This is a genomic window from Rhodobacter sp. SY28-1, assembly GCF_005222785.1.
Lineage (GTDB): Bacteria > Pseudomonadota > Alphaproteobacteria > Rhodobacterales > Rhodobacteraceae > Tabrizicola.
On record NZ_STGH01000002.1, the window covers coordinates 522,746 to 545,494 of the forward strand.

Here is a 22,749-nt window from a genome sequence, read left to right on the forward strand (position 1 = left end):
CCGTGACCGGATCACTCCCGCCCCTCACTTTGGTCATCGGCGGCGCCCGATCGGGAAAATCCCGCTTTGCAGAAGGGCTTGTGACCGCCTCTGGCCGCCGCAGACGGTACATCGCCACCGCCGAGGCCTGGGATGACGAGATGCGCGACCGCATCGCCCAGCATCAGCGCGACCGTGCCGGGGACTGGATCACGGTCGAGGCGCCGCTGGACCTGCCCGCCGCCCTGTCCGCAGCAAAGGCCGGGGAAACCGTCCTGATCGACTGCGCGACGCTCTGGCTGACCAACCACCTGCTGGCCGACCATGATCTTCCGGCCCAGACCGAAGGCCTGGTCACTGCGATTGCCACCTGTCCCGCTCCGGTCGTCATCGTCTCCAACGAGACCGGTTGGGGAATCGTTCCGGAAAATGCACTCGCCCGGCGGTTTCGCGACGAACAGGGCCGCCTGAACCAAAGGCTGGCGCATGAGGCCGGGCTGGTCGTGACGGTCATCGCGGGCCTGCCCCTGGTGCTGAAGGGCCGGCTGCCGTGACGCGGTTCTGGCTGGTCCGCCATGGACCCACCCATGCCAAGACGATGGTTGGCTGGACCGACTTACCCGCCGACCTGTCCGACACCGCCGCCCTCCAGCGGCTGTCCACCCACCTGCCCGCAGGCGCCCCGGTGATCTCCTCCGATCTTTCGCGCGCCATCGCCACCGCCGACGCGCTTGGCCCCCGGCCCCGCCTGCCGCACGACCCCGCCCTGCGCGAGATTCATTTCGGCAAATGGGAAACTCGCAGCTTCGCCGAGATCGAGGCCGAAAGCCCGGACCTGATCCGCGCTTTCTGGGACCAGCCGGGAGAGGTTCGACCGCCCGGCGGCGAAAGCTGGAACGAGGTAACCGCACGAACCTGGTCCGCTCTCGATCGCCTTCGGGGCACCGCACCCGACATCATTGTCGTTGCCCATTTCGGCCCGATCCTGGCAGCGCTGCAACGCGCCGAGGACCTGAACGCCGAGCAGGCCTTCGCCCATCGCATCGACAACCTTTCCGTCACCTGCCTGACCTACGGCCCCCCGCCCAGGGTCTTTGCGATCAATCACCGTCCGTGATGAATCAGGCCACGAATCTTCGTTTTCCTTTGCCGCGCGCGCACGGTTCAATGTCCGAGAAAGGACAACAAACATGACCTATGAACTCGTGATCGGCGACCGCGCCTATTCCAGCTGGTCCTTGCGCGGCTGGCTTCTGTTCGACGCCTTCGGCTTGCCCGTCAAAACCCATTCCGCCCGGCTCTACACCGACGAATTACCGAACATGCTGAAGGACTACTTCCCCGCGAAGACCGCGCCCACGATGCGGACGCCCGAAGGGTCTGTCGTTCCCGAAACCATCGCCATCGCCGAGGAACTGGCCACCCGCCACCCGGAGGCCGGCATCTGGCCCACTGACCCCCACGCCCGCGCCACTGCCCGGGTGCTGGCGGCGGAAATGCACGCGGGCTTCACCGCCTTGCGGTCCTACTGCCCGATGAACCTGCGGGTCAGCTACACCGATTGCCAGCCTCCGGACGAGGTCCTTGCCGACCTCCGTCGCCTGGAAACCCTCTGGTCCTGGGCACGAGAGACCACGAAATCCACCACCCCCTGGCTCTGCGGCGCCTACTCCGCGGCGGATGCCTTCTTTGCCCCCGTCGCCACGCGGATCGCCACCTACAATCTGCCGGTCAACGCCGACGCGATGCTCTACGTCAACGCTCACCTGTCGCACCCCAGCTTCCGCCGCTGGCGCGCGATGGGCATGATCGACGGCGCCGATCAGGACTTCTACCGTCGCGACTATCCCCGCCGCGACTGGCCCGGCCCGGTGCCTCTGCCCGCCAAGGCGGTCGACTGCGCCGACACCGTGAACCAGGCCTGCCCCTATTCCGGCAAGCCCGTCACCCATGCGCTGGAGCTTTACGGACGCCGCTTCGGCTTCTGCAATGCCTTCTGCCGCGACAAGACCCTCGCCGATGCCGAGGCCTGGCCGAAGTTCATGGCGCTTTACCATTCGTAAACCATTCCGCCCTACCCGTTAACCAAGGTGAATCGGGTGGGGCGCATGGGTCGGGCGAAACCAGAAAAGATCATTTCCCGTCTGCAAATATCCCCGCCGGAGGCCCTTGGCCCGAGCCGGTTGCGCGTCCTTCATGCGCAGAGGCGAGACAAAAGGCTTGCGCGGCACGCGCTCCTATTCACCACCGCCCCGACCCTTGGAACGCTGGAATGACCGCGCGCGCTTTCACAGTCGCCTTCGAAGGCGTCGAGGCCCGCCTGGTCGAGGTGCAATGCGCCGTCTCGCCTGGCTCGCCCTCCTTCACCCTGGTGGGCCTCCCCGACAAGGCAGTGACCGAGGCCAAGGAACGCGTCCGCGCCGCCCTGCAGGCGCTGTCCATCGCCCTTCCCGCCAAGCGGATCACCGTCAACCTCTCGCCCGCCGACCTGCCGAAGGAGGGTTCGCATTTCGACCTGCCCATCGCCGTCGCCCTTCTCGCCGCGCTGGACATCATCCCGCGCGAGGATATCGAAGGCACGGTCGCCCTGGGCGAACTGTCACTCGACGGCCGACTGATCGCCGTTGCTGGCGCCCTACCAGCCGCGATGGCCGCCGCAGTGGAGGACCGCGGTCTCCTCTGCCCTAAGGCCTGCGGGGCCGAGGCGGCCTGGGTCGGCGCGACCACAGTCCTTGCCGCCGCCTCGCTGGAAGAGGTGTTGCACCATTACACCGGCCGCACGCCCCTGATCCCCGCCGAAGCGGGCGAGGTTACCCGCACCGCCACCCCGCGCGATTTCCGCGAGGTGAAGGGCCAGGAACGCGCCAAGCGCGCTCTGGAAATTGCCGCCGCCGGCCGGCACCACCTGTTCATGGTCGGCACCCCCGGCAGCGGCAAATCGATGCTCGCCGCCCGCCTGCCCGGCATCCTGCCGCCGCTCTCGGCGCCCGAGGCGCTGGAGACGTCGATGATCCACTCCCTTGCCGGGCTTCTGACCGAAGGCGGCATCTCGCGCGACCGGCCTTTCCGCGAACCGCACCACACTGCCTCCATGGCCGCCATCGTCGGCGGTGGGCGGGGCGCGAAACCGGGCGAGATCTCTCTCGCCCACAACGGCGTCCTCTTCCTTGACGAATTCCCCGAGTTTCCCCGCACCGTCCTCGACACCCTGCGCCAGCCGATCGAGACCGGGACCGTGATGGTCGCCCGCGCCAATGCCCATATCCGCTATCCGTGCCGCTTCCTGCTGATCGCCGCCGCCAACCCCTGCAAATGCGGCTACCTGTCGGACCCGAACCGCGCCTGCGGCCGCGCACCGTTTTGCGGCGAGGACTACCTTGGTCGCATCTCGGGCCCCCTGATCGACCGCTTCGACCTGCGCGTCGAGGTCCCGCCCGTCGCCTTTGCCGACCTGGACCTGCCCTCGTCCGGCGAAAGCTCGGCCACCATCGCCGCCCGCGTTGCCGACGCCCGGGACCGCCAGTCCGCCCGGTTCGCTGACGCGCCCGGCCTGCGGGTCAATGCCGACCTGGACGGCGCCGCGCTGGAAGACCACGCCGCCCCCGACAGCGAGGGCAAGGAGCTGATCAGCCGCGTCGCCGAACGTATGGGACTATCGGCGCGCGGCTATCATCGCGTCCTTCGCGTCGCACGCACCATCGCCGATCTCGACGCCAGCCCCACCGTCCGCAAACCCCATATCGCCGAAGCCATCAGCTTCCGCCTGTCGACAACCGTGGGCGGCCTTTAGCATCCCGGAGAGCGGTGGAAACTTGGCCCTGGAATGGGTGACATGCAGGCTTGGGACACAGGACCTTCTTAGCTTGTGGCAAGGAGGAAAATTGCCTGAAACTGATCTTATTATTCTGATTTTTTTATATTTTGTCTGATGCTAACTGCTACGATCTTTCTCCGCTCACCTCGACCGCTGAGTCATTTGCGGTTGTGCTCCTCGAACGGGTCAACGTGTCGAATGCGACATGCAGAAGTGAGCACATGGCCAAACCAGTCATCGCTTTTGGCCCACTCCGGTCATTCAACCGGATTGCATGGATAACGATTCCCGCTTGCCGCTTTCGGTTGCGATGCCAGACGAAAGCGCCTTTATGCTGATGGAGTGCACCAACAACAAACCTTACGTGAAGCTCACCCCTGCCCGTGTTCGATCACGGTCCGCAAGCCTTCAAGGGTCGTGTTGTAGTGATCTGCAAGCAACTGACAGGCGCGGTCGGCGTCGCGGTCGATGACCGCGTTCAGGAGTTCCTGATGTTCGGCCGCAGCACCCTCGCGACGTAGGAGACTTGGGTGCACGTTCATGGAAAGGCTGCGATAGCGCACCGCTTGGTCCATCATCGTAGAGCAGAACCCAAGCAGCCAGCTCGATCCGCAGCGGTCGAGCAGTAGCATGTGGAATTCCTTGTGGCGCAGTTCCCATTCTTCGGACAGCTCACGCCCCGCCTCGGCAGGCAAACGGCGATGGGTCCGGGCGAGACGATGATAGGCAAGGACCAGCTGTTCCTCCCAATCTTCGGTCGCGTTCAGGATCGCTTCGCGCAAGGCCAGCGTTTCCAGCCAGATCCGGGTCTTGACCAGCTCTTCCAGCGAGGTCATCGAGATTTCGGCCACGAAGAAACCACGCTGGCTCTTGCGTTCGACCAGTCCTTCCGACGACAGGCGATTCAGCGCCTCGCGCACCGGCGCCATGCCGATGCCGTAGCGGTCGGAGATTGCCTCGATCTGCAGCTTTTCACCGGGGAACAGTTCGCCATTCAGGATGTCGCGGCGGATACGCTCGTGCGCCTGCTCGGAAAGGTTCCGAGAATCGTTCAATGCCTTGTCAGAGGCATTCATCAGCCAACTCCACCCGGCCTGTCAGCCTTGTTCCAGAATACCAGACGCTTCTGCACCCAGGCTACCAGAAAGAAAAGGGCCAGGCCGAGGAGGCTTAGATAAAGGATCAGCGAGAAGACGCGGGGCGTGTCCAGCATGCTGGCGGACTCACGGATGAGCGCGCCAAATCCCTTGCCGCCGCCCAGGAACTCGCCGGTAATCGCGCCAGCCATCACGCCCACAGCCGCGATCTTCAGTCCGGTAAAAATGTAGGGTAGCCCGGTGGGCAGTTTTAGCCGGATCAGGGTCTGCCAGCGGCTGGCACCCATCGCCTTGAACAGCATCCGCTCGTTCTCGGAAGCGGCGTAGAAACCGGCGGCGGTCGAGACGATGATCGGGAAAGTGGCGATGAAGGCGGCAAGCGCCACTTTCGAGGCGATGTCGAAGCCAAGCCAGGCGATGAACAGGGGGGCGAAGGCGACCTTCGGCATGGTGTCGATGGCGACGAGATAAGGCATCACGGCGCGTTCGCCAAACTTGGTTTCGCCGACCAGAACGCCCAGTGAGAAGCCGGCGCTCGCGGCGATCAGGAAGGCCCAGAATACCGTGCGGGTCGTGGTCCAGAGCGCCTCCAGCATGTAGCCGCCGGTCAGAAGGTTCTTTCCGACGAAGATCAGATCATCCAGAGTCTCGCCGGGCGATGGCAGGATGATGGGCGAGACCCAGCCCATTCGCGCGGTCGCAAGGTCCCAGATGCCGATGACAATGACCGCCAGTGCAAGCATCGCCAGCCAACGCGGGATGCGGTCGATGAGCGCGACGTGCTCGACCCAGACCGTGTCCTGGTTCGGATCGACGATAAGTTCCGGCTTGGCAGTCATTGGAAGGCCTCCTTGCCCAGAAGGTCGCGGATATGCGCGACGATCTGGCCGAAGCGGGGGGTGTTGATCATTTCTAGTGTGCGCGGGCGCGGCAGGTCGATGACGATCTCCTCGACGATCCGGCCGGGGCGCGGTTTCATCACCAGGATGCGGTCGGACAGGATCACCGCCTCGGCCAGCGAATGGGTGACGAGGAAGGCGGTGGACTGCTGCTCGGCGCAGATGCGTTGCAGTTCCATGTTCATGAAATCGCGGGTCAATTCGTCCAGCGCAGAGAAGGGTTCGTCCAACAAGAGGACGGCAGGGTTGGCGATCAGCATCCGGCAGATCGAGGCGCGCTGCGCCATGCCGCCGGACAGCTCGCCCGGATAGACATTGGCGAAATCGCCGAGACCGACAAGTTTCAGAAGCTCATGCGCGCGGGGGATCGCCGCCTTTGCGGCTGCCCGGCCCTGCCGGATCTCGATTGGCAACACGATGTTCTCGACCGTGGTCTTCCAAGGCAAAAGCGTCGCCTGCTGGAACATCATCCCGATGTCGGCGCGTGCGCCGGTAACCGGTTTTCCTTCAAGCACGACTCGGCCTTTAGTGGGTGGCAAGAGCCCCGACATGATCTTGAGAAGTGTCGATTTACCGCAGCCCGAGGAGCCGACGACCGACACGAACTCGCCCTTGTTGAGGGTCAGGTTCACGTCGGTCAGCGCAGTCAGGTGGTTGCGGGCATAGGTCTTCGACAGTCTCGCAATCTCGTAGACCGGCCGCGAGACGGCGGCCGGGCTGGCGGTCAAGGGACGGGGCTCTGCCATGCTCATCAGGCGTTCCAGCCTGCCACGAATTCGTTCGTGTAGACAGCGGCAAGGTCTGGCAGCGCAGCCTCCAGCGCACCCGATGCGACGGCGCTGTCGTGGATCGCCTGCCAGTGCTCTGGCGGCTGGTAGCCGTAGCCCTGGCCGATGAAGGCATCGGTTGGGGTCATCCGGTTGACGACGCCGTCATAAAGCGAGGGCGCGTAGTCCTGTTCGCCCTCCTGTGGGTTGCCGGCCGCGCAATGGGCGAGCGCCTTTTCCTTGTTCGCGGGGTCTGTGGCAAACTTCGTGCCCCGCACCAGCGCGCGGCCGAACTTTGGCGCAAGATCGGGCGTTGCGGCCATCTGGCTTTCCAGCATGGCAATGCCGTTCCCGAAGAACCCGAGATAGGCCTCGGGCGTGATCTCGCGCAGCGTGAGGCCCCGCGAGGCAAGGATGGCCGCGTCAGACACGGCACCCGCGTAGCTGTTCACCTCGTCGCGCAGGAAGGCCACCGCAGCGGTGCCACCATCCCCCACGGGAAGGAAGGTATAGTCGGTGCCTTCCGTCATCCCGAGATCAGTCATGATCGCCTTGGTGAAGGACACCTCCGCCCCATCCGCAGTGCCAACGCCGATGATCGTGCCCTTTAGATCGGACGGGGTCTGGTAGGAGCTTTCCTCCTTCACCAGCAGCCCGAAGACAGACTTGGGATAGAGGTTGTAGATGAACTTTACGTCCACTCCGCGCGAGCGTGCGCCCAGCGTCGGCCCAGGCCCTGGGGCGCCAATCTGTGCCTGGCCGGCCGTCATCGCCTGCAGCACAGCCGACGACCCGTCAATTGCTTCAAGCCGCAGGTCGAGACCCTCTTCTGCGAAGTATCCTTCGCCCACGGCGACCCAGTAGGGCAGCCAGGTCAGGGCCGATGGGTTGGGGACGGCAAAGGTCACCGCCGTCTGCGCCCGGACGATTGCCGGCGCGCCAAGGACAAGGCTTGCCGCCCCGCCCGCCGTCAGAAGTCCGAAGCTCCGACGGCTCAGTCTGGTCAAGTTCTTCATCTGGTTTCCTCCCGATAACCGCAGGCCGCCCGCCCGTTTCCCGTCGCGTGGTCGGTCCTGACTGCAGGCTATACGATTCTTTCCGGATTGCAAAAAAATATATGAAACGGCAAGAAACTTCATTTCGTATCTTGATCTGAAGCGAGAAGCGGGAAATCCTGCGGCCATCGTGACTCGGCAATCCCCCGGCGCTCGCCCGGCAGAACAGGAGTTTTCCATCGTGGCCTTTGCACTGACCCCGCCCGCGCAGGCGCATCTCGACATCACCGGCTCGGACGAGAAGTTCCCGGTCCGGCGGATCTACTGCATCGGCAAGAACTACGTGGCCCACATCATCGAGATGAACGCGGACGAGCGCGACCCCCCGGTGATCTTCATGAAGCCCACCGACGCCATCGTGAAGAACGGCGGAGAGATCCCCTATCCGGTGTTCACCACCAACTTCCACTATGAATGCGAGCTGGTCGTGGCGCTGAAATCGGGCGGCTACGACATCCCGGTGTCCGAGGCCTCCAGCCACATCTACGGCTATGCCATCGGCCTGGACATGACCCGGCGCGACCATCAGGCGGCGGCGCTGGCCAAGGGCCTGCCCTGGGAAGTGACCAAGGGCTTCGACCATTCCGCCCCCATCGGCCCGATCACCCGGGTCAGCGACTGCGGCATCCTGACCTCGGGCCATGTGCGTCTGAAGGTGAATGGCGAGGTGAAGCAGGATGCCGACATCTCGCTGATGATCTGGAAGGTGGACGAGATCATCTCGAAACTGTCCGAACAGCACAAACTGATGCCGGGCGACATCATCATGACCGGCACACCTGCGGGTGTAGGCGCAGTTGTCACCGGAGATGTGCTTGACTGCAGCATGGATGGCGTCCAGCCGATGCAGGTCCGCATCGGCCCGAAGGCGGCGTGAGCGCCGCCGACCTGCTGGCGCTTGGCACGGCCACGGTCGGTGAGGCCTGGCCCGCAGCAAGGCTGGTCGCGGCGCCAATCCGGCCACTGTCGCCGGGGATGACGCTGGCAGGGACGGCGCTTCCCGTCCGGTGTCGGCCCGGAGACAACCTGGCCCTGCATCTTGCCATTGCCGAGGCCCGTCCGGGCGATGTGCTGGTGGTGGACTACGGTGGCAGCCTCGAAAGCGGCCCGTTCGGCGAGATCATGGCGCTGGCCTGCCAGAAGCGCGGGATAGCCGGGATGGTGATCGACGGCGCGGTCCGCGACAGCGCGCAGATCGCGGAACTCGGGTTTCCGGTCTTTGCCCGCGGCCTGAACATCCGCGGCACGGTGAAGCAGGATGCCGGTCGGATCGGGGCGCCGGTCACGCTGGCTGGGGTCGAGATCGCCGCCGACGATCTTGTCCTGGCCGATGCCGACGCCATTCTCGTCCTGAAGGCCCGCGACCTTGCCCCGGCACTGGCCGCAGCCCAAAGCCGCGCCGAGCGTGAGGCCCGGATGATGGAGCGGCTGCGCGCAGGTGAAACGACGCTTTCGATCCTTGGACTGTCAGGAAAGGCACCCTCATGACCATTGCCATCGGAATCGCCGGGACCGGCCGCATGGGCACCGCCTTCGCCCGCCGTCTGATCGAGGCGGGCCACAAGGTCCAGGTCTGGAACCGCAACGCAGCGCGGACGGCTGCTGCCGTCTCGGCGGGGGCCGAGGCTGTGGATCTGGCGCAACTTGCGGGATGCAACGTGATCTTGATGTCACTGACCGATGCCGCCGCCTCGCAATCGGTCCTGAGGAGCCTGGCGGATCTGGGCCTGAAGGGGCGACTGGTCATCGAGATGTCCACCCTTTTGCCCGACGAGGCCGAAGCTTTGGCCGCGATTGCGCAGGCAGCGGGGGCCGACTTCGTGCATTGCCCGGTGGGCGGCACGGTCGCCCCAGCTCTGAAGGGCCAGCTTCTGGGCATGGCTGGCGGGACAGCCGCGGCCATTGACCGGGCGAAACCCGTCCTGGCCGAGTTGTGCCGTCGGGTGGAACATCTGGGGACGGTCGGGGCCGCGGCGCGCATGAAGCTGGCGGTGAACCTGCCGCTGGCAATCTACTGGCAGACCCTGGGCGAAAGCCTTGCGCTTCTGCGCGGTGCCGGAGTGCCGGAGGACCTGGCGATCAGCCTGATCGCCGACAGTTCCGCCGGGCCGACCGTCCTGAAAAACCGCGCGCAGGTGGCAGTCGACACGCTGGCCGGGACAGACCAGCCCGGAACATTCGACATCGCCGGGCTGGCTAAGGACCTGGGCCTTGCGCTGAAACTGGGCGAGGCCGAGGGCGCGGACATGCCCCTGTCCCGCTCGGTCGAGTCCCGCTATGCGGCGGCCCTTTCCGCCGGTCTGGGCGGCTTTGACGGCGCCAGCCTGACGCGGCGGGCGGCTGGCAAGTGAGCGACCTTATGGACCCTGCGACCCTGTTCCCCCTGATCGCCGCGCTCGCGGTGGCGGGGGCGTTGATCGGTTTTCTGGCCGGACTTTTCGGCATCGGCGGCGGGGCGATTTCGGTCCCGGTCTTCTACGAGGTCTTCCAGACCCTTGGCCACGCGCCCGAGGTGGCGATGCCAATGGCTGTCGGCACTTCGCTGGCCGTGATCATCCCGACCTCGATCCAGTCCTCGCGCGGGCATTTCAAGCGCGGGACGGTGGACATGGACCTGTTGCGGGTCTGGGCGCTGCCGGTGCTGGTGGGCGTGGCCGCCGGTTCGGTCATCGCCCGCTATGCCGAACCGCAGGTCTTCCAGCTGGTTTTTGCGGTGGTCGCTGCTGTGAACGCGGCCAAGCTTCTGTCGGGCGGCGCGGGTTGGCGGCTGCGCGACAGCCTGCCGGGCAAGGCCGTCCTGCGGCTCTATGGTGCCGGGGTGGGCCTCGTCTCGGCCCTGATGGGCATCGGCGGCGGCGCGGTGTCGAACCTGATCCTGACATTGCACAACGTACCGATCCACCGGGCGGTCTCGACTTCGGCCGGGGTGGGCGTTCTGATCGCCATCCCGGGAACGCTGGGCTACGTGGCCGCAGGCTGGGGTCGGACGGACCTGCCCGCGGATGCGGTCGGCTTTGTCTCGCTGGCAACATTTGCACTGACGATCCCGACGTCACTGCTGACGACGCGGTTTGGCGTCGCGCTTGCTCACCGACTGAGCCGCCGCAGGTTGGAGCTGCTGTTCGGTCTGTTTCTGGCAGCCGTATGCCTTCGGTTTCTGTTTGCTGTTCTGGCGGGCTAGTCCGGCGCGCCAAGCGACGCTGGAAGGGTCGCAGGATCTCGATCTTCAAACCTGTTCGGCCGGGGCCTGATTCTAGGGTCAGGTCTCGTTCTCGCATGATAGCCAGAACATGACGGTTGCGGCGAGGGCGACGGCATCGAGGAAGACCTTCGGGCATCCGTCGTAGCGTGCAGCGATCCGCCGCCAGTCCTTCAGCCGCCCGAACAGGATCTCGATCCGGTTGCAGCGTTTAAGCGGCGCTTGTCATGCTTGATCGGTTTGCCGCGCGCCTTCCTTCCGGGAATGCAGGGCTTTGTCCCCTTGTCTTTCAACGCTTCCCTGAACCAGTCAGCGTCATGACCGCGGTCGGCCAGCAACCACTCCGCCCTTGGCAGGTTGCCCAGCAGGGCCGCCGCACTGGTGTGGTCGCCCACCTGGCCCGCGGTCATGAAGAAGCGGAGAGGGCGGCCCTCGGCGTCGGTGACGGCATGCAACTTGGTGTTCATGCCGCTCATCACCCGCCGGTCATCAACGCGCGGCTTCCCGTGGCTCTTGAGAAAGAAGGGCTGCAAACGCGCTATCTGCGCGTCCGTCAGCCAGAAAAGGTTGCTCATGATCCAGTCTACTTGCGGAGCGAGACTCAGGCCGTAGACGCAAGATCAACGGGTCCTGACCCCAAGAGCAGAGCTTGAGCATGGGCCGAAGTTGAGACTGGGGGGAGCAAAGCCCTACTGAAAACAGGTCATTTTCATTGCAGCACGCCGCGTCGCCGGCGTAGTTCAAGACTTGGCGTGGGACCATGCCTTCACTCCGCTATCTGAACAGCGCTTATCATTATCGTCAGATAGGGCTCTGTAAGCTCGCTGCATTCTGCTTTAGCGACAGAAATCAAACCCTTGCTGCGATCGCCATGCCGTAGCGCCGTCAGACCGCTCTCCACCCTCCTCTTTCACGCGGTCGCCCTCAGCGCAAAGCGGAAACACCGATTTTCCCAATCTCTCCGCGGGAAAGTGCGAACTCACTCCTTTGGCCGGCGTCACGCCTGAGCACCTGGCTTGCCTGTTGCAGAGTTGTCATTTGCACGTCGCTCCGCTGTCATCCTGCCATGCTACCGCCGGTTCAGCATCACCTGAACAGGACGCAATTTGATGAAGTACACCCTCGCCTCTGGACTTCTGGCTTTCGGCCTTAGCCTCGCCACCCCGCTTGCCGCTCAGGAAGCCATCCGCTTTGCCGTGACCGACATCGACGGTCTGGAAGCGCTCCAGCGCGAGATGGGCCCGTTCAAGGAAGCGTTCGAGGCCGCTTCGGGCCTGAAGGTCGAATTCTTCCCGGTCTCGGGCCGCACCGTGGCGGTCGAGGCGATGGCCGCCGAACAGGTCGATTTCGTCCTGACCGGCCCGGCGGAATATGTCGTGTTCAACGCCCGCCTCGACGCCCAGCCTGTCGTGACCTTCAAGCGGCCGGACTACTATTCGACCGTCGTCGTGCTGGATGCCAGCCCGGTGAAGACGCCCGAGGACCTGAAGGGCATGAAGATCTCCTTCGGCGAGATCGGTTCGACCTCGCAGCACCTTGGCCCGGTCGATCTTCTGTCGAAGGCAGGGCTCGGCTACGCGGTCGACTACGAACCCGTCTTCCTGAACCGCAACGTCGCGGTCGAGGCGCTGATCGCGGGCGACATCGGCGGGATCGGCCTGAACCGCACCCATATCGACAGCATCACCGAGAAGTTCCCCGACCAGAAGTTCCGCGTTGTGGTGAAGGGCGACCAGCTGCCCGACGACATCCTCCTCGCCTCGCCCAAGGTGGCGCCGGAAGTGGTCGAAACGGTCCGCAAGACCTTTGCCGACCAGGGCGAAACGCTTCTGGCCGCCATCACCTCGACCGAAGAGAACGCCAAGTACATCGGCGGCGCCTTCAACGCGGCGGTGACCGACGCCGACTACGACGTGGTCCGCAAGATGTACGAAAACATCGGGATCACCGAGTTCACCGAATTCGTCGGTCAGTGATCCGCAGATGAACGCGCCCGTCCTTCCATCCCGGGCCCTGGCCGGTTCCACGACAGTGGAGCCGGTCCTTGCCGTGTCTGGCCTCGCCAAGTCGTTCTCAGGCCACGACATCCTGCGCGGCGTGGATTTCGCGCTGGCGCCGGGCCAGTCGACCGCCCTGATCGGCGCGAACGGGTCCGGCAAGTCCACCCTCCTGCGTTGCCTTGTCAGGCTGGTCGAACCGACCTCGGGCCAGGTCCGGATGCTGGGGCAAGAGGTGGACAAGCTCTCCCCCGCCGCCTTGCGCCGCTTCCGCGCTCGGGTCGGGATCGTCTGGCAGCGCCACAATCTGGTTCCGCGGCTTTCCGTCCTGTCCAACGTCGTCCACGGCGTCCAGGCCCGCATGTCCGGCCCCCGCACCTGGGCGCAGTTCCTGGCCCCCGCCCCCGTCCGGTCCGAGGCGATGGCCTGCCTTGCCCGCGTGGGCCTTGCCGACCGCGCGCTTGCCCGCGTCGACAGCCTGTCGGGTGGCCAGCAACAACGCGTCGCCATCGCCCGGATGCTGATGCAGCGGCCCGAATTCATTCTGGCGGACGAGCCCGACGCCAGCCTCGACCCGCAGACCGGCCAAGAGGTGATGGAGCTTCTCCTGAACCTCGTCCGACAGGACGGCTTATCACTCCTGGTGATCTCGCACCGGCTGGAACATACGCTGGCCTATTCCGACCGCATCCTCGGCCTTGCGCAGGGCCGCATCGCGCTGGACCGGCCAACGCCCGGCACCGACGCCGCCCTCCTCCGCCGCTTCTTCGACCATGAGATTGCGGCATGACTGACACCAGCCTCTCCGCTCCTCGGTCTGCACCCGCCCGCTTCCGGCAACCCGGCCTCCTCGGCTACGTGGCCCTCCTTGCCGTGGGCGCGCTGGTCATCTCCTCTCTCGTCTCCACCGCCCCGGCACCCGACAAGCTGGCCAATGGCATCCAGCGCCTCTTCGCGCCCTCGGGCCTGCTGACCCAGATGTTCCCGCCCGACTTCAGCCGGATCGAGCCGATCAGCTGGAAGATCCTCGAAACCCTGCAGATGGCCGTCGCGGGCTGCGTCCTGGGCCTGATCTTCGCCCTGCCCTTCGCGATCCTCGCCACCGACCGCCTGTCGCCCCACCCCATCGTCCGCACCGCCGCCCGCGCCCTGATCGCGCTCTTCCGCACCGTGCCGGACCTGGTCTGGGCCATCATCTTCATCATCATCGTCGGCCTCGGCCCCGCCGCCGGGGTCATGGCGATCATGGTCGACAAGATCGGCTTTGCCGGCCGCTTCTTCGCCGAGGCGATGGAGGAGACCGACCCCGGCCCGCAGGACGCCCTGCGCGCCATCGGCGCCAGCCGCCTTGGCATCATCGGCTCGGCCATCCTGCCGGCCTGCCTGCCCTCCTTCACCGCCACATCGCTGTTCGCGCTGGAGAAATCGGTGCGCGGGTCCGCCGCCCTGGGCCTGGTCGGCGCGGGCGGCATCGGGGTCGACCTCAAGGTCGCCTTCGACCTTTTCAACTACGACGAAGCCCTTGCGATCATCCTGATGATGCTCGCCCTCGTCATCGCCGTGGAACAGGGATCCGGCTGGATCCGCAGGAAACTGATATGAACCAGATGACCACCGACACCGCCCATCGCTATTGGAACACCGAATGGCAGAAGGCTGACGGCACCAGCCCCTGGGCGATGGCCGAGCCCTGGGTGATGGACCACGCCTCGACCCTGGCCCCGGGGACGCGCATCCTCGACCTCGGCGCCGGCATCGGCCGCCACGCCCTCGCCTTTGCCCGCGACGGCCACAAGGTCACCGCACTTGACGCCTCCGAGGCCGCCGTCGCCGCCACCTCGGCCGCGGCCTTCACGCAGGGCCTGACCGTCGATTGCGTGCAGGCCCCGATGACCGACCTGCCGTTCGAGGCCGCCAGCTTCGACCATGTCCTGGCCTGGAACGTGATCTACCACGGGGATGAGGCCATCGTCCGCCGCACACTGTCCGAGGTCGCCCGCGTCACCCGCCCCGGCGGCACATTCCTCTGCACCATGCTCTCGGCCCGCCGCCTGCCGGTCGAACAGGCCAAGGCCAAGGGGCGCGAGATCAGCCGCAACACCTGGGTTTTCGACGGCCCCGGCGACAAGATCCACCCGCACTACTTCTGCAACGCGCCCGACCTTCTGTCCCTTCTTTGGGGGTTCGAGGTCTACACCCTGTTCGACCGCCCGCACGAAAAGCCCGGCTCCTGGCACTGGCACCTCCTGGCGGAACGTCTGGCATGACTGCCGAGCTGATCGAAGGCGCCCGCGTCGTTCTGGACGACCGGGTCGAGGTCACCTCGGTCCGTATCGAGGATGGCCGGATCACCGGGCTGGACGTCCCCCGCGACGGGGCGGCGATCGTCCCGGGCAAGGGCCGGGTTCTGGCCCCGGCCTTCATCGACGTGCACGGCGATGCCTTCGAGCGCCAACTGATGCCGCGCCCCGGCGTCATGGTGGGAACCGAAACCGCCCTTCTGGAAACCGACCGCCAGCTTGCCGCCAACGGGATCGCCACGGCCTATCACGCCCTGACCCTGTCATGGGAGCCGGGCCTGCGCAGTGTCGAAACCGGATGGGCCGTCGTCCGCGCGCTGGAAGCCCTGCGCCCGCGCCTGACCACCGACAACCGCATCCAGCTGCGCTGGGAAACCTTCTGCCACGAGGCCGAGCCGCTTCTGTCCCATGTCCTGTCCGGGCCGGACCGGCCGTCGCTGGCGTTCAACGACCACACCACGTCAATGCTGCTGGACTACGACATCCCGGTGCAGGACCGGCCCTTCGATCAGGTGAACCCCTATCCCGTCACCTCCTTCGATGACCCCCGTTTCCGGAAGAAGATGGCAGACCAGGCCCGCCGCGCGCAGCTGTCGGCCGAGGACTACACCACGCTGATCGCCCGCGTCTGGCAGCGCCGGGCAAAGGTCCCCGACCACATCGCCCGCATCGCCGCCCTTGCCCGCAAGTCGGGCGCGCCCATGCTCAGCCATGACGACAGCCAGGCCGAGACCCGCAGCTTCTATCGCGGGCTGGGCTCAAAGGTGGCCGAGTTTCCGATGCACGACCGCGTCTTCCATGCGGCGCGCGAGGCGGGGGATTTCATTGTCCTTGGCGCCCCGAACGCGATGCGCGGCGGCAGCCATCTGGGCAGCCCGGGTGCTGCCGAAATGGTGACGCGCGGGCTTTGCGACATTCTTGCCTCGGACTACTACTACCCCGCGATGCTGGGGGCGGTGGTGCGGATGCTGACCGACCGCGTGGCCCCGCTGCCCCAGCTCTGGGCTCTTGTCGCGCTGAACCCCGCCCGGGCCATGGGCCTGACCGACCGCGGGCGCATCGCGCCGGGCCTGCGCGCCGATCTTCTCTTGCTCGACTGGCCCGAAGGCCAGGCCCCCGCCCCCTTGCGCACCTGGGTCGCGGGTCGGGGCGGCTATTCCGCCCTGCCCCTGCCCCGCCTGCCCGAACCTGCCATCTGACCCCGTCACGAGGACATCATGCTGCTCGACATCCTGACCGACGCGCCCATCGCCCCACCGACCAGCACGGTCGATTTCAGCTATGCGCATTCCGGCCAGTCGCTGTTCCGCCAGACCCTGATCCGCGCGGTCGAGGCCCTGACCGGACAGCCGCACCTGCGCAGGCTCTACCTCGACTGGTTGAACTATGACCGCTGGGCGGGTGAGCCGGTCTTCGCCGCCGCGCTGCGCAAGCTGGGCATCACGCTGCAGATCGCCGAGGGCACGCAGCATCTGGACCGGGTCCCCCGCACGGGGGGCGTGCTTCTGGTCGCGAACCACCCCTTCGGCGTGGTGGACGGGCTGGCGATGGGGCATCTGGGGATGGACCTGCGTGGCAATGTGCAGATCCTGACCAACAGCCTTCTCTGCCGGGTGCCCGAGGTGGACCCCTACCTTCTGCCGGTGGACTTTTCGGGCACGCCCGAGGCGCGGCGCCTGACAGCCGAGACCCGCCGCCGCGCGGCCTCCCTGCTGATGGCCGGGAAAGTCGTCGCGGTGTTCCCGGCGGGGGGTGTGGCCACGGCGAACAAGCCCCTGAAGGGCCGCGCCGTCGATGCGCCATGGCATCCCTTTGTCGGCCGCCTTGCGACCTTGCCGGGGGTGACCACCCTGCCCGTCCACTTCTCCGGTCAGAACTCGCGGCTGTTCCAGCTGGCCAGCCACGCCTCCTACCCCCTGCGCGTGGCCCTCATCTTCCACGAAACCCGCCGCCGCATGGGTCGCCCGGTGCAGTTGCGCATCGGCGCGCCGATCACGGCTGCGGACCTTCGGTCCTGTGACCGGGACCAGGTGGCGGGCGAACTCCGCCGCCGCTGCATGGCACTTGCCTCGCCCACGCTGAAGGATATCGACGAGACCTACATCTGGCCCAGCCACGTCAAGTGGTAGCCCCCGTTACACAAGCTTCACGCAGCCTTCGACAACCTGTCACAACCCGTCCGTAGGACTCGCCCCAGAAACCGAAGGCGAGGGACGTATCGATGCTGGACGTACAAGGCGTGACGCGGATGTTCGGCCAGAAGGCCGCCGTCGACAACATCAGCTTCCACGTCGACCGCCCGGCCTTCGTCGGCATCATCGGTCGCTCTGGCGCGGGGAAATCGACCTTTCTGCGCATGATGAACCGGCTTCTCGACGCAACCTCGGGCGAGATACGCGTAGATGGGCGCAACGTTCTCGCCCTCAAGGGAGCCGAGGCGCGGGCCTGGCAATCGCAATGCGCGATGATCTTCCAGCAGTTCAACCTGGTGCCCCGGATGGATGTCGCCTCGAACGTCCTCCACGGCATCCTGAACCGCCGCTCCACCCTGCAGACCATGTTCAATCTCTGGACCCAGACCGACATCCTGAAGGCGCTGGAAATCCTTGATCGGCTTGGCATTTCCGAACAGGCCACCAAGCGGGCCGAGGCGCTTTCGGGCGGCCAGCAGCAGCGCGTCGCCATCGCCCGGGCGCTGATGCAGGACCCGAAGATCATCCTCGCCGACGAACCCATCGCCAGCCTCGACCCGATGAACGCCCAGGTCGTCATGGACACCTTGAAGCGCATCAACGTGGAAGACGGCCGCATGGTCATCGCCAACCTCCACACGCTCGACACCGCACGGCGCTACTGCGACCGGGTGATCGGCATGCGCGACGGCCGCATCGTCTTTGACGGCACCCCCGACCAGCTGTCGACCGGCACCGCCCGCGACATCTACGGCGCCGACGAAAGCTTCAACGAGGCCGCGACGTCGACCTCGATCCCTGCCGACACCACGGCCGACCGCACCTACGCGGATCTCATGCTGTCGTGACCCCCGGCCCGGGCTACGGGCCTCAACCTCATGGAGTTCCCATGCAAAAGCTGCTGACTGCAACCGCACTGACCGCCGTGATGGCCACCTCGGCCTTCGCGCAAGAGATCACCGAATTCAACATCGGCATCCTTGGCGGCGAAAACGCCCAGGACCGCATGGCTTCGACCGAATGCCTGCGCGTCAAGATGGAGGCCGAGCTTGGCGTTCCGGTCAAGCTCTTCACCCCCGCCGACTATGACGGCGTGATCCAGGGCCTGCTCGGCGGCTCGCTGGACTATGCCTGGCTCGGCGCTTCGGCCTACGCCAAGGTCTACCTGACCGACCCGGAAGCGGTTGACGTGATGCTGACCAAACAGAATGTCGATGGCACCACCGGTTACTATTCCATCGGCTTCGCCAAGGCCGACTCGGGCATCAAGACGATGGACGACGCCAAGGGCAAATCCTTCGCCTTCGCCGACCCGAACTCGACCTCGGGCTACCTGGTTCCCGCCGCCGAACTGACCACAAAATATGGAGACCTGAAAAGCTATTTCAGCGAAGTGAAGATGTCCGGCGGCCATGAGCAGACCATCGTCGGCGTAGCCAACGGTGACTTCGAGGCAGGCGTGGCATGGGCTGACGGCCTGGGCAACTGGGAAGACGGCTACGGCTCGGGCGCGTTCCGCAAGGCGGCAGACGCTGGCCTCGTCGACATGTCGACCCTCGTCGAAATCTGGCGCTCGACCCTGATCCCCGAAGGCCCGCTGGTCGTCCGGAAGGCCCTGCCGCAGGACGTCAAGGACAAGGTCTACGCGATGATGGACACGATGTGGGAAACCGACCCGGAGTGCGCCTACAACGTCGCCGCCGGTGAGGCCAAGGACTTCGTCCCGGTCAAGCACGAGGACTACCTCGGCATCCTGGCTGCCCGCAAGCTTCAGGAAGGCATGTAAGCCTTCTGACCGGCCGGACCCCGCGCTCCCCGGGGTCCGGCCTTTTCATATCCGGATGATCCCATGGTCGATATCGCCTTCGGACCAGAACAGGGCCAGCGCCCCGACCTGTCCAACCGCAACGAAGCCTATCTCGACATGGTCCGCCGCAAGCGGATGTATGGTGGCATCCTTCTGGTCATTTTCGTTGCCCTGATGGCGTCAGGCTGGAACCTGGCCGAGCATCGCAACGCCGGCGGTTTCCTGGAAGGCCTGCACCAGGTCTTCGACTTCCCGTCCGAAGTCTTCGCGGAAGCCTGGCAGAAGCTGGCCAATCTTCCCGGCATCTTCGTCGCCCATATCCCCGCCCTGATCGAGACGCTGAACATCGCCGCCGTCGCCACGCTGATCGGCGCGCTGGCCGCGATGTCGCTGTCGCTGCTGGCCACCCGCGGCCTCGCCCGCTGGCCCCGCCTCATCCCCGTCTTCCGCCGCACGATGGACGCCCTGCGCGCGATCCCCGAAATCGTCATCGCGCTGGTGCTGATCTACATCCTTGGCGGCGGCCCGGTTCCCGCCGTCATCGCCATCGCGCTTCACACCGGCGGCGCCCTTGGCAAGCTTTTCTCGGAAGTGGCCGAGAACGCCGACCTCAAACCCATCGAGGGCCTGCAGTCCGTCGGCGCTAACTGGTCGCAGCGCATGTGGCTGGGGGTGATCCCGCAGGTGGCACCCAACTGGCTGTCCTACGCGCTCCTCCGCTTCGAGATCAACGTGCGCGCCAGTGCGATTCTGGGTTTCGTCGGCGAAGGCGGCATCGGCCATGACCTGAAGCTCGCGATGCAATGGGGCCAGGGCCGCTATGACGAGGTCGTCGCGATATTCGCGCTGCTGTTCGTGACCATCGTGGTGATCGACCAGATCTCCGACCGCTACCGTCAGAAGCTGGTGAAGGGGCACTGAGATGACCGCACTACTCTCTCCCACGCTTGCCGATACCGTCACAGCAAGCTTCACGCGCAAGCGCCGCTTGGCCTTCGCGATCCCGGCGGCGATCCTGGCCTACCTCGTCTACGCCGCGATCAGTTTCGACCTCGCAGGCCTCGCCCAGCGCGCCCGCTTCGACAATGCTGCGATCCTTCTGTCCGACTTCTGGACGCACAAGACCCACGTCACCCGCGACAACCGCACAGGTGGCATCGAGGTCGCGATCGAGGGTGAGACCAAGGGCACCTATCCCGACGGCATGCTGCCCGACTGGGTGACCATCGCGGGCACGACGACCACCATCGACCTTGGCCAAGGCCACATTGTGACCTACGACGACCAGGGCGCGCGCTATGTCGTGCCGGACTACGGCACCATCGACATCCGCCCCGAAGGCGGCAAGCCGGTCCTGACCGCCCCGGAACCCATTCCCGACTGGATTTCTGTGTCCGAGAACAAGGTCTCCGTCACCACCGACGCGGGCCGTTTCAACTACTCGCGCTCCAAGGTCGAGACCTTCAAGTACGAACCCGGCTGGGAGCTCTGGTTCTTCACGCTCGACAGTCCGTTCTACGGCAAGGGCTTCGGCGAGTTGATCGGCCTTGCCACGACGGCTGACCGGATCGACCCCGACCGAACCAACTTCGGCTACATGGTCAGCGAATTCTGGACCAACAAGATGTGGCGGCATGGCGACGTGGCCTGGGCGATCTTCGAGACGATCCTGATGGCCTTCCTTGGCACCATGACTGCCGCCCTTGTCGCCTTGCCTCTGGGCTTCCTTGCCGCGCGGAACTTCATGCCCCTGGGTCCCCTGCGCTTTGCCGTGCGCCGGTTCTTCGACTTCATCCGCGGGGTGGACGGGCTGATCTGGACCATCATCCTCAGCCGCGCCTTCGGGCCGGGTCCGATGACCGGGGCCATCGCCATCGCCATCACCGATGCAGGCACCTTCGGCAAGACCTTCTCGGAAGCCTTGGAAAACATCGACGAGAAGCAGGTCGAGGGCATCCAGTCGACCGGCGCAAACAGCCTCCAGCGCGCCCGCTTTGGCGTCATCCCGCAGATCACTCCGGTCCTTCTGTCCCAGGTGCTTTACTACCTCGAATCCAACACCCGCAGCGCCACCGTGATCGGTGCCATCGTCGGCGGCGGCATCGGCCTGCTCCTGACGCAGGCGATCATCACCCAGAAGGACTGGGAGGAAGTGGCCTACTACATGGTCCTGATAGTCCTGATGGTCATGCTGATGGACAGCCTTTCGGGCTGGCTCCGGCGCAAGCTGATCAAGGGCAACTGATGCCGAAACTTTCGCCCGACGCACCCTTCGTCCATCCCGGCTGCCAGATCGTCAACTCCACCTTCGGTGCCTACTGCGAAGTCGGCGAAGGCAGCCGTGTGCTGAACTCGACCTTTCAGGACTACGCCTATTGCGACCGCCTGTCCGACATCGCCAACACGACCGTCGGCAAGTTCGCCAATATCGCCGCGATGACGCGGATCGGGCCGACGGATCATCCGATGGATCACGCCAGCCTGCACCACTTCCTCTATCGCTCGGCCTACTACTGGGACGACGTGACCGACGATGCGGACTTCATGGCCCACCGCGCCAGCCGCCGGACGGTGATCGGGCCGGACACCTGGCTGGGCCACGGGGTGATCGTCAAGCCCGAGGTCACCATCGGAGCGGGCGCGGTCATCGCCTCGGGTGCCGTCGTGACCAAGGACGTGGCCCCCTACATGATCGTGGCCGGTCTGCCCGCCCAGCCACTGCGCCCCCGCTTTGCCCCCGGCATCGCCGACCGGCTGATGGCGCTCGCCTGGTGGGACTGGCCGCATGACCGCCTGCGCGCCGCGCTGACGGACTTCCGCAGCCTGAAGGCCGAAGCGTTCCTGGAAAAGTATCACGGCTGATCGGCCACCGTCAGCGTCACCCGCTCTCCCGCGAACCAGGTCGTCCCCAGTTCCACCGGCACGCCCTTGGGGTCCACGTTCACCGCCACTGTCCGCAGCACCGGCGCGCCGGGCCGCACTGTCAACGCCACGGCGAGGACCGGGTCGGCCAGCTGCGCCGTCATCCGCGTCTCGGCCCGGGTGTAGTCGGCCAGCCCCTCCGCAGAAAGCGCCCGGGTGATCGACCCCATCTCGCGCACCCTGTCGAGAAGGCCCGGAAACCGCGCCGCCGGAAACACCGAGCGGAAAGCCGCAATGGGCTGACTGTCGGCCAGCGAGACACCTTCGACCACATGCACCGCGTCCCCCGGCTTGAGCCGCAGTGCGCGCGCCTCCTCGGCATCGCTGGCCCGCGTCTCGCCCCGGCTGATCCGGCGCGAGGGCGTCTGGCCCGCCGCCAGCACGTTCTGGTGGAACCGCACCCGCCTGCCCAGCGGATAATCCGTCGGCCGCAGCACCACGAAGACCCCTGCGCCCCGCCGGGAATGGACCAGCCCCTGCTCGGCCAGCGCCGCCAGCGCATGGCGCACGGTATGGCGGTTCACCCCGAACCGCGCGGCAAGCTCGGCCTCGGTGGGCAGCTTGTCGCCCGGGCGGTAATGTCCCGCCCCGAATTCACGGGTCAGGGTCGCGGCAATCGCCGACCAAAGGGCATCTTTCGCCAAGCATTTCTCCTGTCACGAAAAATTCACAACTCTCCGGTTGGCCAAGGGCCGCCCGTCAGGTATGATTTGTATAGTTG

At 65.8% G+C, this 22,749-nt stretch carries 24 protein-coding genes and 1 pseudogene; 19 read left to right on the plus strand and 6 right to left on the minus strand.

Going from position 1 to position 22,749, the window contains the following annotated elements; all coding sequences use genetic code 11:
• The first annotated feature begins 2 nt into the window (after nucleotides 1-2).
• The 4 genes from cobU (at nucleotide 3) to E8M84_RS11595 (ending at nucleotide 3,769) form a co-directional block, all read left to right on the plus strand.
• Nucleotides 3-533 (plus strand): bifunctional adenosylcobinamide kinase/adenosylcobinamide-phosphate guanylyltransferase, encoded by a 531-nt coding sequence (gene cobU, locus E8M84_RS11580; RefSeq protein ID WP_137111351.1) that lies wholly within the window; start codon nucleotides 3-5, stop codon nucleotides 531-533.
• Nucleotides 530-1,096 (plus strand): histidine phosphatase family protein, encoded by a 567-nt coding sequence (locus E8M84_RS11585; RefSeq protein WP_137111352.1) that lies wholly within the window; start codon nucleotides 530-532, stop codon nucleotides 1,094-1,096. Before cobU ends, E8M84_RS11585 begins: the two co-directional genes overlap by 4 nt.
• Nucleotides 1,097-1,169: 73 nt before the next feature.
• The gene (locus tag E8M84_RS11590; protein WP_137111353.1) at nucleotides 1,170-2,042 is read left to right on the plus strand and encodes a glutathione S-transferase; all 873 of its coding nucleotides are present in this window, start codon (nucleotides 1,170-1,172) and stop codon (nucleotides 2,040-2,042) included.
• Nucleotides 2,043-2,251: 209 nt separating this feature from the next.
• Entirely contained in the window at nucleotides 2,252-3,769 is a 1,518-nt protein-coding gene (locus E8M84_RS11595; protein ID WP_137111354.1) for a YifB family Mg chelatase-like AAA ATPase, read from the plus strand.
• Between the two features lie 395 nt (nucleotides 3,770-4,164).
• Here the strand turns inward: E8M84_RS11595 and E8M84_RS11600 are convergent, their stop codons facing one another.
• The 4 genes from E8M84_RS11600 to E8M84_RS11615 are packed head-to-tail and all read right to left on the minus strand — an operon-like array spanning nucleotide 4,165 to nucleotide 7,572.
• Nucleotides 4,165-4,869, minus strand: coding sequence for a GntR family transcriptional regulator (locus tag E8M84_RS11600; protein ID WP_240790361.1), 705 nt, complete (start codon nucleotides 4,867-4,869; stop codon nucleotides 4,165-4,167).
• Nucleotides 4,869-5,729 (minus strand): ABC transporter permease, encoded by an 861-nt coding sequence (locus E8M84_RS11605; RefSeq protein ID WP_137111356.1) that lies wholly within the window; start codon nucleotides 5,727-5,729, stop codon nucleotides 4,869-4,871. The genes E8M84_RS11600 and E8M84_RS11605 overlap by 1 nt, the downstream gene beginning before the upstream one ends.
• Nucleotides 5,726-6,541, minus strand: coding sequence for an ABC transporter ATP-binding protein (locus tag E8M84_RS11610; protein WP_137111357.1), 816 nt, complete (start codon nucleotides 6,539-6,541; stop codon nucleotides 5,726-5,728). Before E8M84_RS11610 ends, E8M84_RS11605 begins: the two co-directional genes overlap by 4 nt.
• On the minus strand, nucleotides 6,541-7,572 hold the full coding sequence (locus E8M84_RS11615; protein WP_137111358.1) for an ABC transporter substrate-binding protein: 1,032 nt from the start codon (nucleotides 7,570-7,572) through the stop codon (nucleotides 6,541-6,543). Before E8M84_RS11615 ends, E8M84_RS11610 begins: the two co-directional genes overlap by 1 nt.
• 217 nt (nucleotides 7,573-7,789) lie before the next feature.
• Here E8M84_RS11615 and E8M84_RS11620 point away from each other — a divergent pair, with 217 nt between their 5' ends.
• Genes E8M84_RS11620 through E8M84_RS11635 form a run of 4 tightly spaced genes read left to right on the plus strand, consistent with a single transcriptional unit; the run spans nucleotide 7,790 to nucleotide 10,792 of the window.
• A complete protein-coding gene (locus E8M84_RS11620; RefSeq protein ID WP_137111831.1) occupies nucleotides 7,790-8,488 on the plus strand; it encodes a fumarylacetoacetate hydrolase family protein in 699 nt (232 codons plus the stop codon).
• Nucleotides 8,485-9,099, plus strand: a complete 615-nt coding sequence (locus E8M84_RS11625; protein WP_137111359.1) for an RraA family protein — start codon at nucleotides 8,485-8,487, stop codon at nucleotides 9,097-9,099. The genes E8M84_RS11620 and E8M84_RS11625 overlap by 4 nt, the downstream gene beginning before the upstream one ends.
• Nucleotides 9,096-9,962, plus strand: coding sequence for an NAD(P)-dependent oxidoreductase (locus E8M84_RS11630; RefSeq protein WP_137111360.1), 867 nt, complete (start codon nucleotides 9,096-9,098; stop codon nucleotides 9,960-9,962). The genes E8M84_RS11625 and E8M84_RS11630 overlap by 4 nt, the downstream gene beginning before the upstream one ends.
• A gap of 8 nt (nucleotides 9,963-9,970) precedes the next feature.
• Entirely contained in the window at nucleotides 9,971-10,792 is an 822-nt protein-coding gene (locus tag E8M84_RS11635; protein WP_137111832.1) for a sulfite exporter TauE/SafE family protein, read from the plus strand.
• Nucleotides 10,793-10,870: 78 nt separating this feature from the next.
• Here E8M84_RS11635 and E8M84_RS11640 read toward each other — a convergent pair.
• A pseudogene (locus E8M84_RS11640) lies at nucleotides 10,871-11,385 on the minus strand (IS5 family transposase).
• A 534-nt stretch (nucleotides 11,386-11,919) separates the two neighbouring features.
• Between E8M84_RS11640 and E8M84_RS11645 the strand changes: the two are divergent.
• The 11 genes from E8M84_RS11645 (at nucleotide 11,920) to E8M84_RS11695 (ending at nucleotide 21,968) form a co-directional block, all read left to right on the plus strand.
• Entirely contained in the window at nucleotides 11,920-12,786 is an 867-nt protein-coding gene (locus tag E8M84_RS11645) for a PhnD/SsuA/transferrin family substrate-binding protein (RefSeq protein ID WP_137111361.1), read from the plus strand.
• A 7-nt stretch (nucleotides 12,787-12,793) separates the two neighbouring features.
• Entirely contained in the window at nucleotides 12,794-13,597 is an 804-nt protein-coding gene (locus E8M84_RS11650; protein WP_137111362.1) for a phosphonate ABC transporter ATP-binding protein, read from the plus strand.
• On the plus strand, nucleotides 13,594-14,409 hold the full coding sequence (gene phnE / locus E8M84_RS11655) for a phosphonate ABC transporter, permease protein PhnE (RefSeq protein ID WP_137111363.1): 816 nt from the start codon (nucleotides 13,594-13,596) through the stop codon (nucleotides 14,407-14,409). The genes E8M84_RS11650 and phnE (E8M84_RS11655) overlap by 4 nt, the downstream gene beginning before the upstream one ends.
• Nucleotides 14,406-15,074, plus strand: coding sequence for a class I SAM-dependent methyltransferase (locus E8M84_RS11660; RefSeq protein ID WP_240790363.1), 669 nt, complete (start codon nucleotides 14,406-14,408; stop codon nucleotides 15,072-15,074). The genes phnE (E8M84_RS11655) and E8M84_RS11660 overlap by 4 nt, the downstream gene beginning before the upstream one ends.
• Nucleotides 15,071-16,306: an alpha-D-ribose 1-methylphosphonate 5-triphosphate diphosphatase gene (locus E8M84_RS11665; protein WP_137111364.1), complete on the plus strand. Its 1,236-nt coding sequence runs from the start codon at nucleotides 15,071-15,073 to the stop codon at nucleotides 16,304-16,306. The genes E8M84_RS11660 and E8M84_RS11665 overlap by 4 nt, the downstream gene beginning before the upstream one ends.
• Nucleotides 16,307-16,324: 18 nt before the next feature.
• Nucleotides 16,325-17,236: a lysophospholipid acyltransferase family protein gene (locus E8M84_RS11670; protein ID WP_137111365.1), complete on the plus strand. Its 912-nt coding sequence runs from the start codon at nucleotides 16,325-16,327 to the stop codon at nucleotides 17,234-17,236.
• A gap of 92 nt (nucleotides 17,237-17,328) precedes the next feature.
• Nucleotides 17,329-18,147, plus strand: a complete 819-nt coding sequence (phnC, locus tag E8M84_RS11675) for a phosphonate ABC transporter ATP-binding protein (protein WP_137111366.1) — start codon at nucleotides 17,329-17,331, stop codon at nucleotides 18,145-18,147.
• A 41-nt stretch (nucleotides 18,148-18,188) separates the two neighbouring features.
• Nucleotides 18,189-19,085, plus strand: a complete 897-nt coding sequence (phnD, locus tag E8M84_RS11680; protein WP_137111367.1) for a phosphonate ABC transporter substrate-binding protein — start codon at nucleotides 18,189-18,191, stop codon at nucleotides 19,083-19,085.
• Nucleotides 19,086-19,148: 63 nt separating this feature from the next.
• The gene (gene phnE, locus E8M84_RS11685; protein ID WP_137111368.1) at nucleotides 19,149-20,027 is read left to right on the plus strand and encodes a phosphonate ABC transporter, permease protein PhnE; all 879 of its coding nucleotides are present in this window, start codon (nucleotides 19,149-19,151) and stop codon (nucleotides 20,025-20,027) included.
• Nucleotide 20,028: 1 nt separating this feature from the next.
• Nucleotides 20,029-21,351 carry a phosphonate ABC transporter, permease protein PhnE gene (gene phnE / locus E8M84_RS11690; RefSeq protein WP_137111369.1) on the plus strand — a complete coding sequence of 441 codons (1,323 nt, stop codon included), beginning with the start codon at nucleotides 20,029-20,031 and terminating at the stop codon, nucleotides 21,349-21,351.
• On the plus strand, nucleotides 21,351-21,968 hold the full coding sequence (locus tag E8M84_RS11695; RefSeq protein ID WP_137111370.1) for a chloramphenicol acetyltransferase: 618 nt from the start codon (nucleotides 21,351-21,353) through the stop codon (nucleotides 21,966-21,968). Before phnE (E8M84_RS11690) ends, E8M84_RS11695 begins: the two co-directional genes overlap by 1 nt.
• On the opposite strand, the gene phnF is transcribed toward E8M84_RS11695, so the two are convergent.
• Nucleotides 21,959-22,672 (minus strand): phosphonate metabolism transcriptional regulator PhnF, encoded by a 714-nt coding sequence (gene phnF / locus E8M84_RS11700; RefSeq protein ID WP_137111371.1) that lies wholly within the window; start codon nucleotides 22,670-22,672, stop codon nucleotides 21,959-21,961. The two genes, E8M84_RS11695 and phnF, sit on opposite strands and share 10 nt — an antisense overlap.
• Nucleotides 22,673-22,749 lie beyond the last annotated feature (77 nt).

Coding starts and splice junctions, on each gene's coding strand:
- E8M84_RS11695 (WP_137111370.1), top strand. CDS start 21,351: ATGCCGAAACTTTCGCCCGACGCACCCTTCGTCCATCCCGGCTGCCAG.
- phnE (WP_137111369.1), top strand. CDS start 20,029: ATGACCGCACTACTCTCTCCCACGCTTGCCGATACCGTCACAGCAAGC.
- E8M84_RS11650 (WP_137111362.1), top strand. CDS start 12,794: ATGAACGCGCCCGTCCTTCCATCCCGGGCCCTGGCCGGTTCCACGACA.
- E8M84_RS11665 (WP_137111364.1), top strand. CDS start 15,071: ATGACTGCCGAGCTGATCGAAGGCGCCCGCGTCGTTCTGGACGACCGG.
- phnD (WP_137111367.1), top strand. CDS start 18,189: ATGCAAAAGCTGCTGACTGCAACCGCACTGACCGCCGTGATGGCCACC.
- E8M84_RS11595 (WP_137111354.1), top strand. CDS start 2,252: ATGACCGCGCGCGCTTTCACAGTCGCCTTCGAAGGCGTCGAGGCCCGC.
- E8M84_RS11670 (WP_137111365.1), top strand. CDS start 16,325: ATGCTGCTCGACATCCTGACCGACGCGCCCATCGCCCCACCGACCAGC.
- E8M84_RS11645 (WP_137111361.1), top strand. CDS start 11,920: ATGAAGTACACCCTCGCCTCTGGACTTCTGGCTTTCGGCCTTAGCCTC.
- E8M84_RS11630 (WP_137111360.1), top strand. CDS start 9,096: ATGACCATTGCCATCGGAATCGCCGGGACCGGCCGCATGGGCACCGCC.
- E8M84_RS11590 (WP_137111353.1), top strand. CDS start 1,170: ATGACCTATGAACTCGTGATCGGCGACCGCGCCTATTCCAGCTGGTCC.
- E8M84_RS11610 (WP_137111357.1), bottom strand. CDS start 6,541: ATGAGCATGGCAGAGCCCCGTCCCTTGACCGCCAGCCCGGCCGCCGTC.
- E8M84_RS11660 (WP_240790363.1), top strand. CDS start 14,406: ATGAACCAGATGACCACCGACACCGCCCATCGCTATTGGAACACCGAA.
- phnC (WP_137111366.1), top strand. CDS start 17,329: ATGCTGGACGTACAAGGCGTGACGCGGATGTTCGGCCAGAAGGCCGCC.
- E8M84_RS11635 (WP_137111832.1), top strand. CDS start 9,971: ATGGACCCTGCGACCCTGTTCCCCCTGATCGCCGCGCTCGCGGTGGCG.
- phnE (WP_137111363.1), top strand. CDS start 13,594: ATGACTGACACCAGCCTCTCCGCTCCTCGGTCTGCACCCGCCCGCTTC.
- E8M84_RS11615 (WP_137111358.1), bottom strand. CDS start 7,572: ATGAAGAACTTGACCAGACTGAGCCGTCGGAGCTTCGGACTTCTGACG.
- phnE (WP_137111368.1), top strand. CDS start 19,149: ATGGTCGATATCGCCTTCGGACCAGAACAGGGCCAGCGCCCCGACCTG.
- E8M84_RS11600 (WP_240790361.1), bottom strand. CDS start 4,869: ATGAATGCCTCTGACAAGGCATTGAACGATTCTCGGAACCTTTCCGAG.
- E8M84_RS11605 (WP_137111356.1), bottom strand. CDS start 5,729: ATGACTGCCAAGCCGGAACTTATCGTCGATCCGAACCAGGACACGGTC.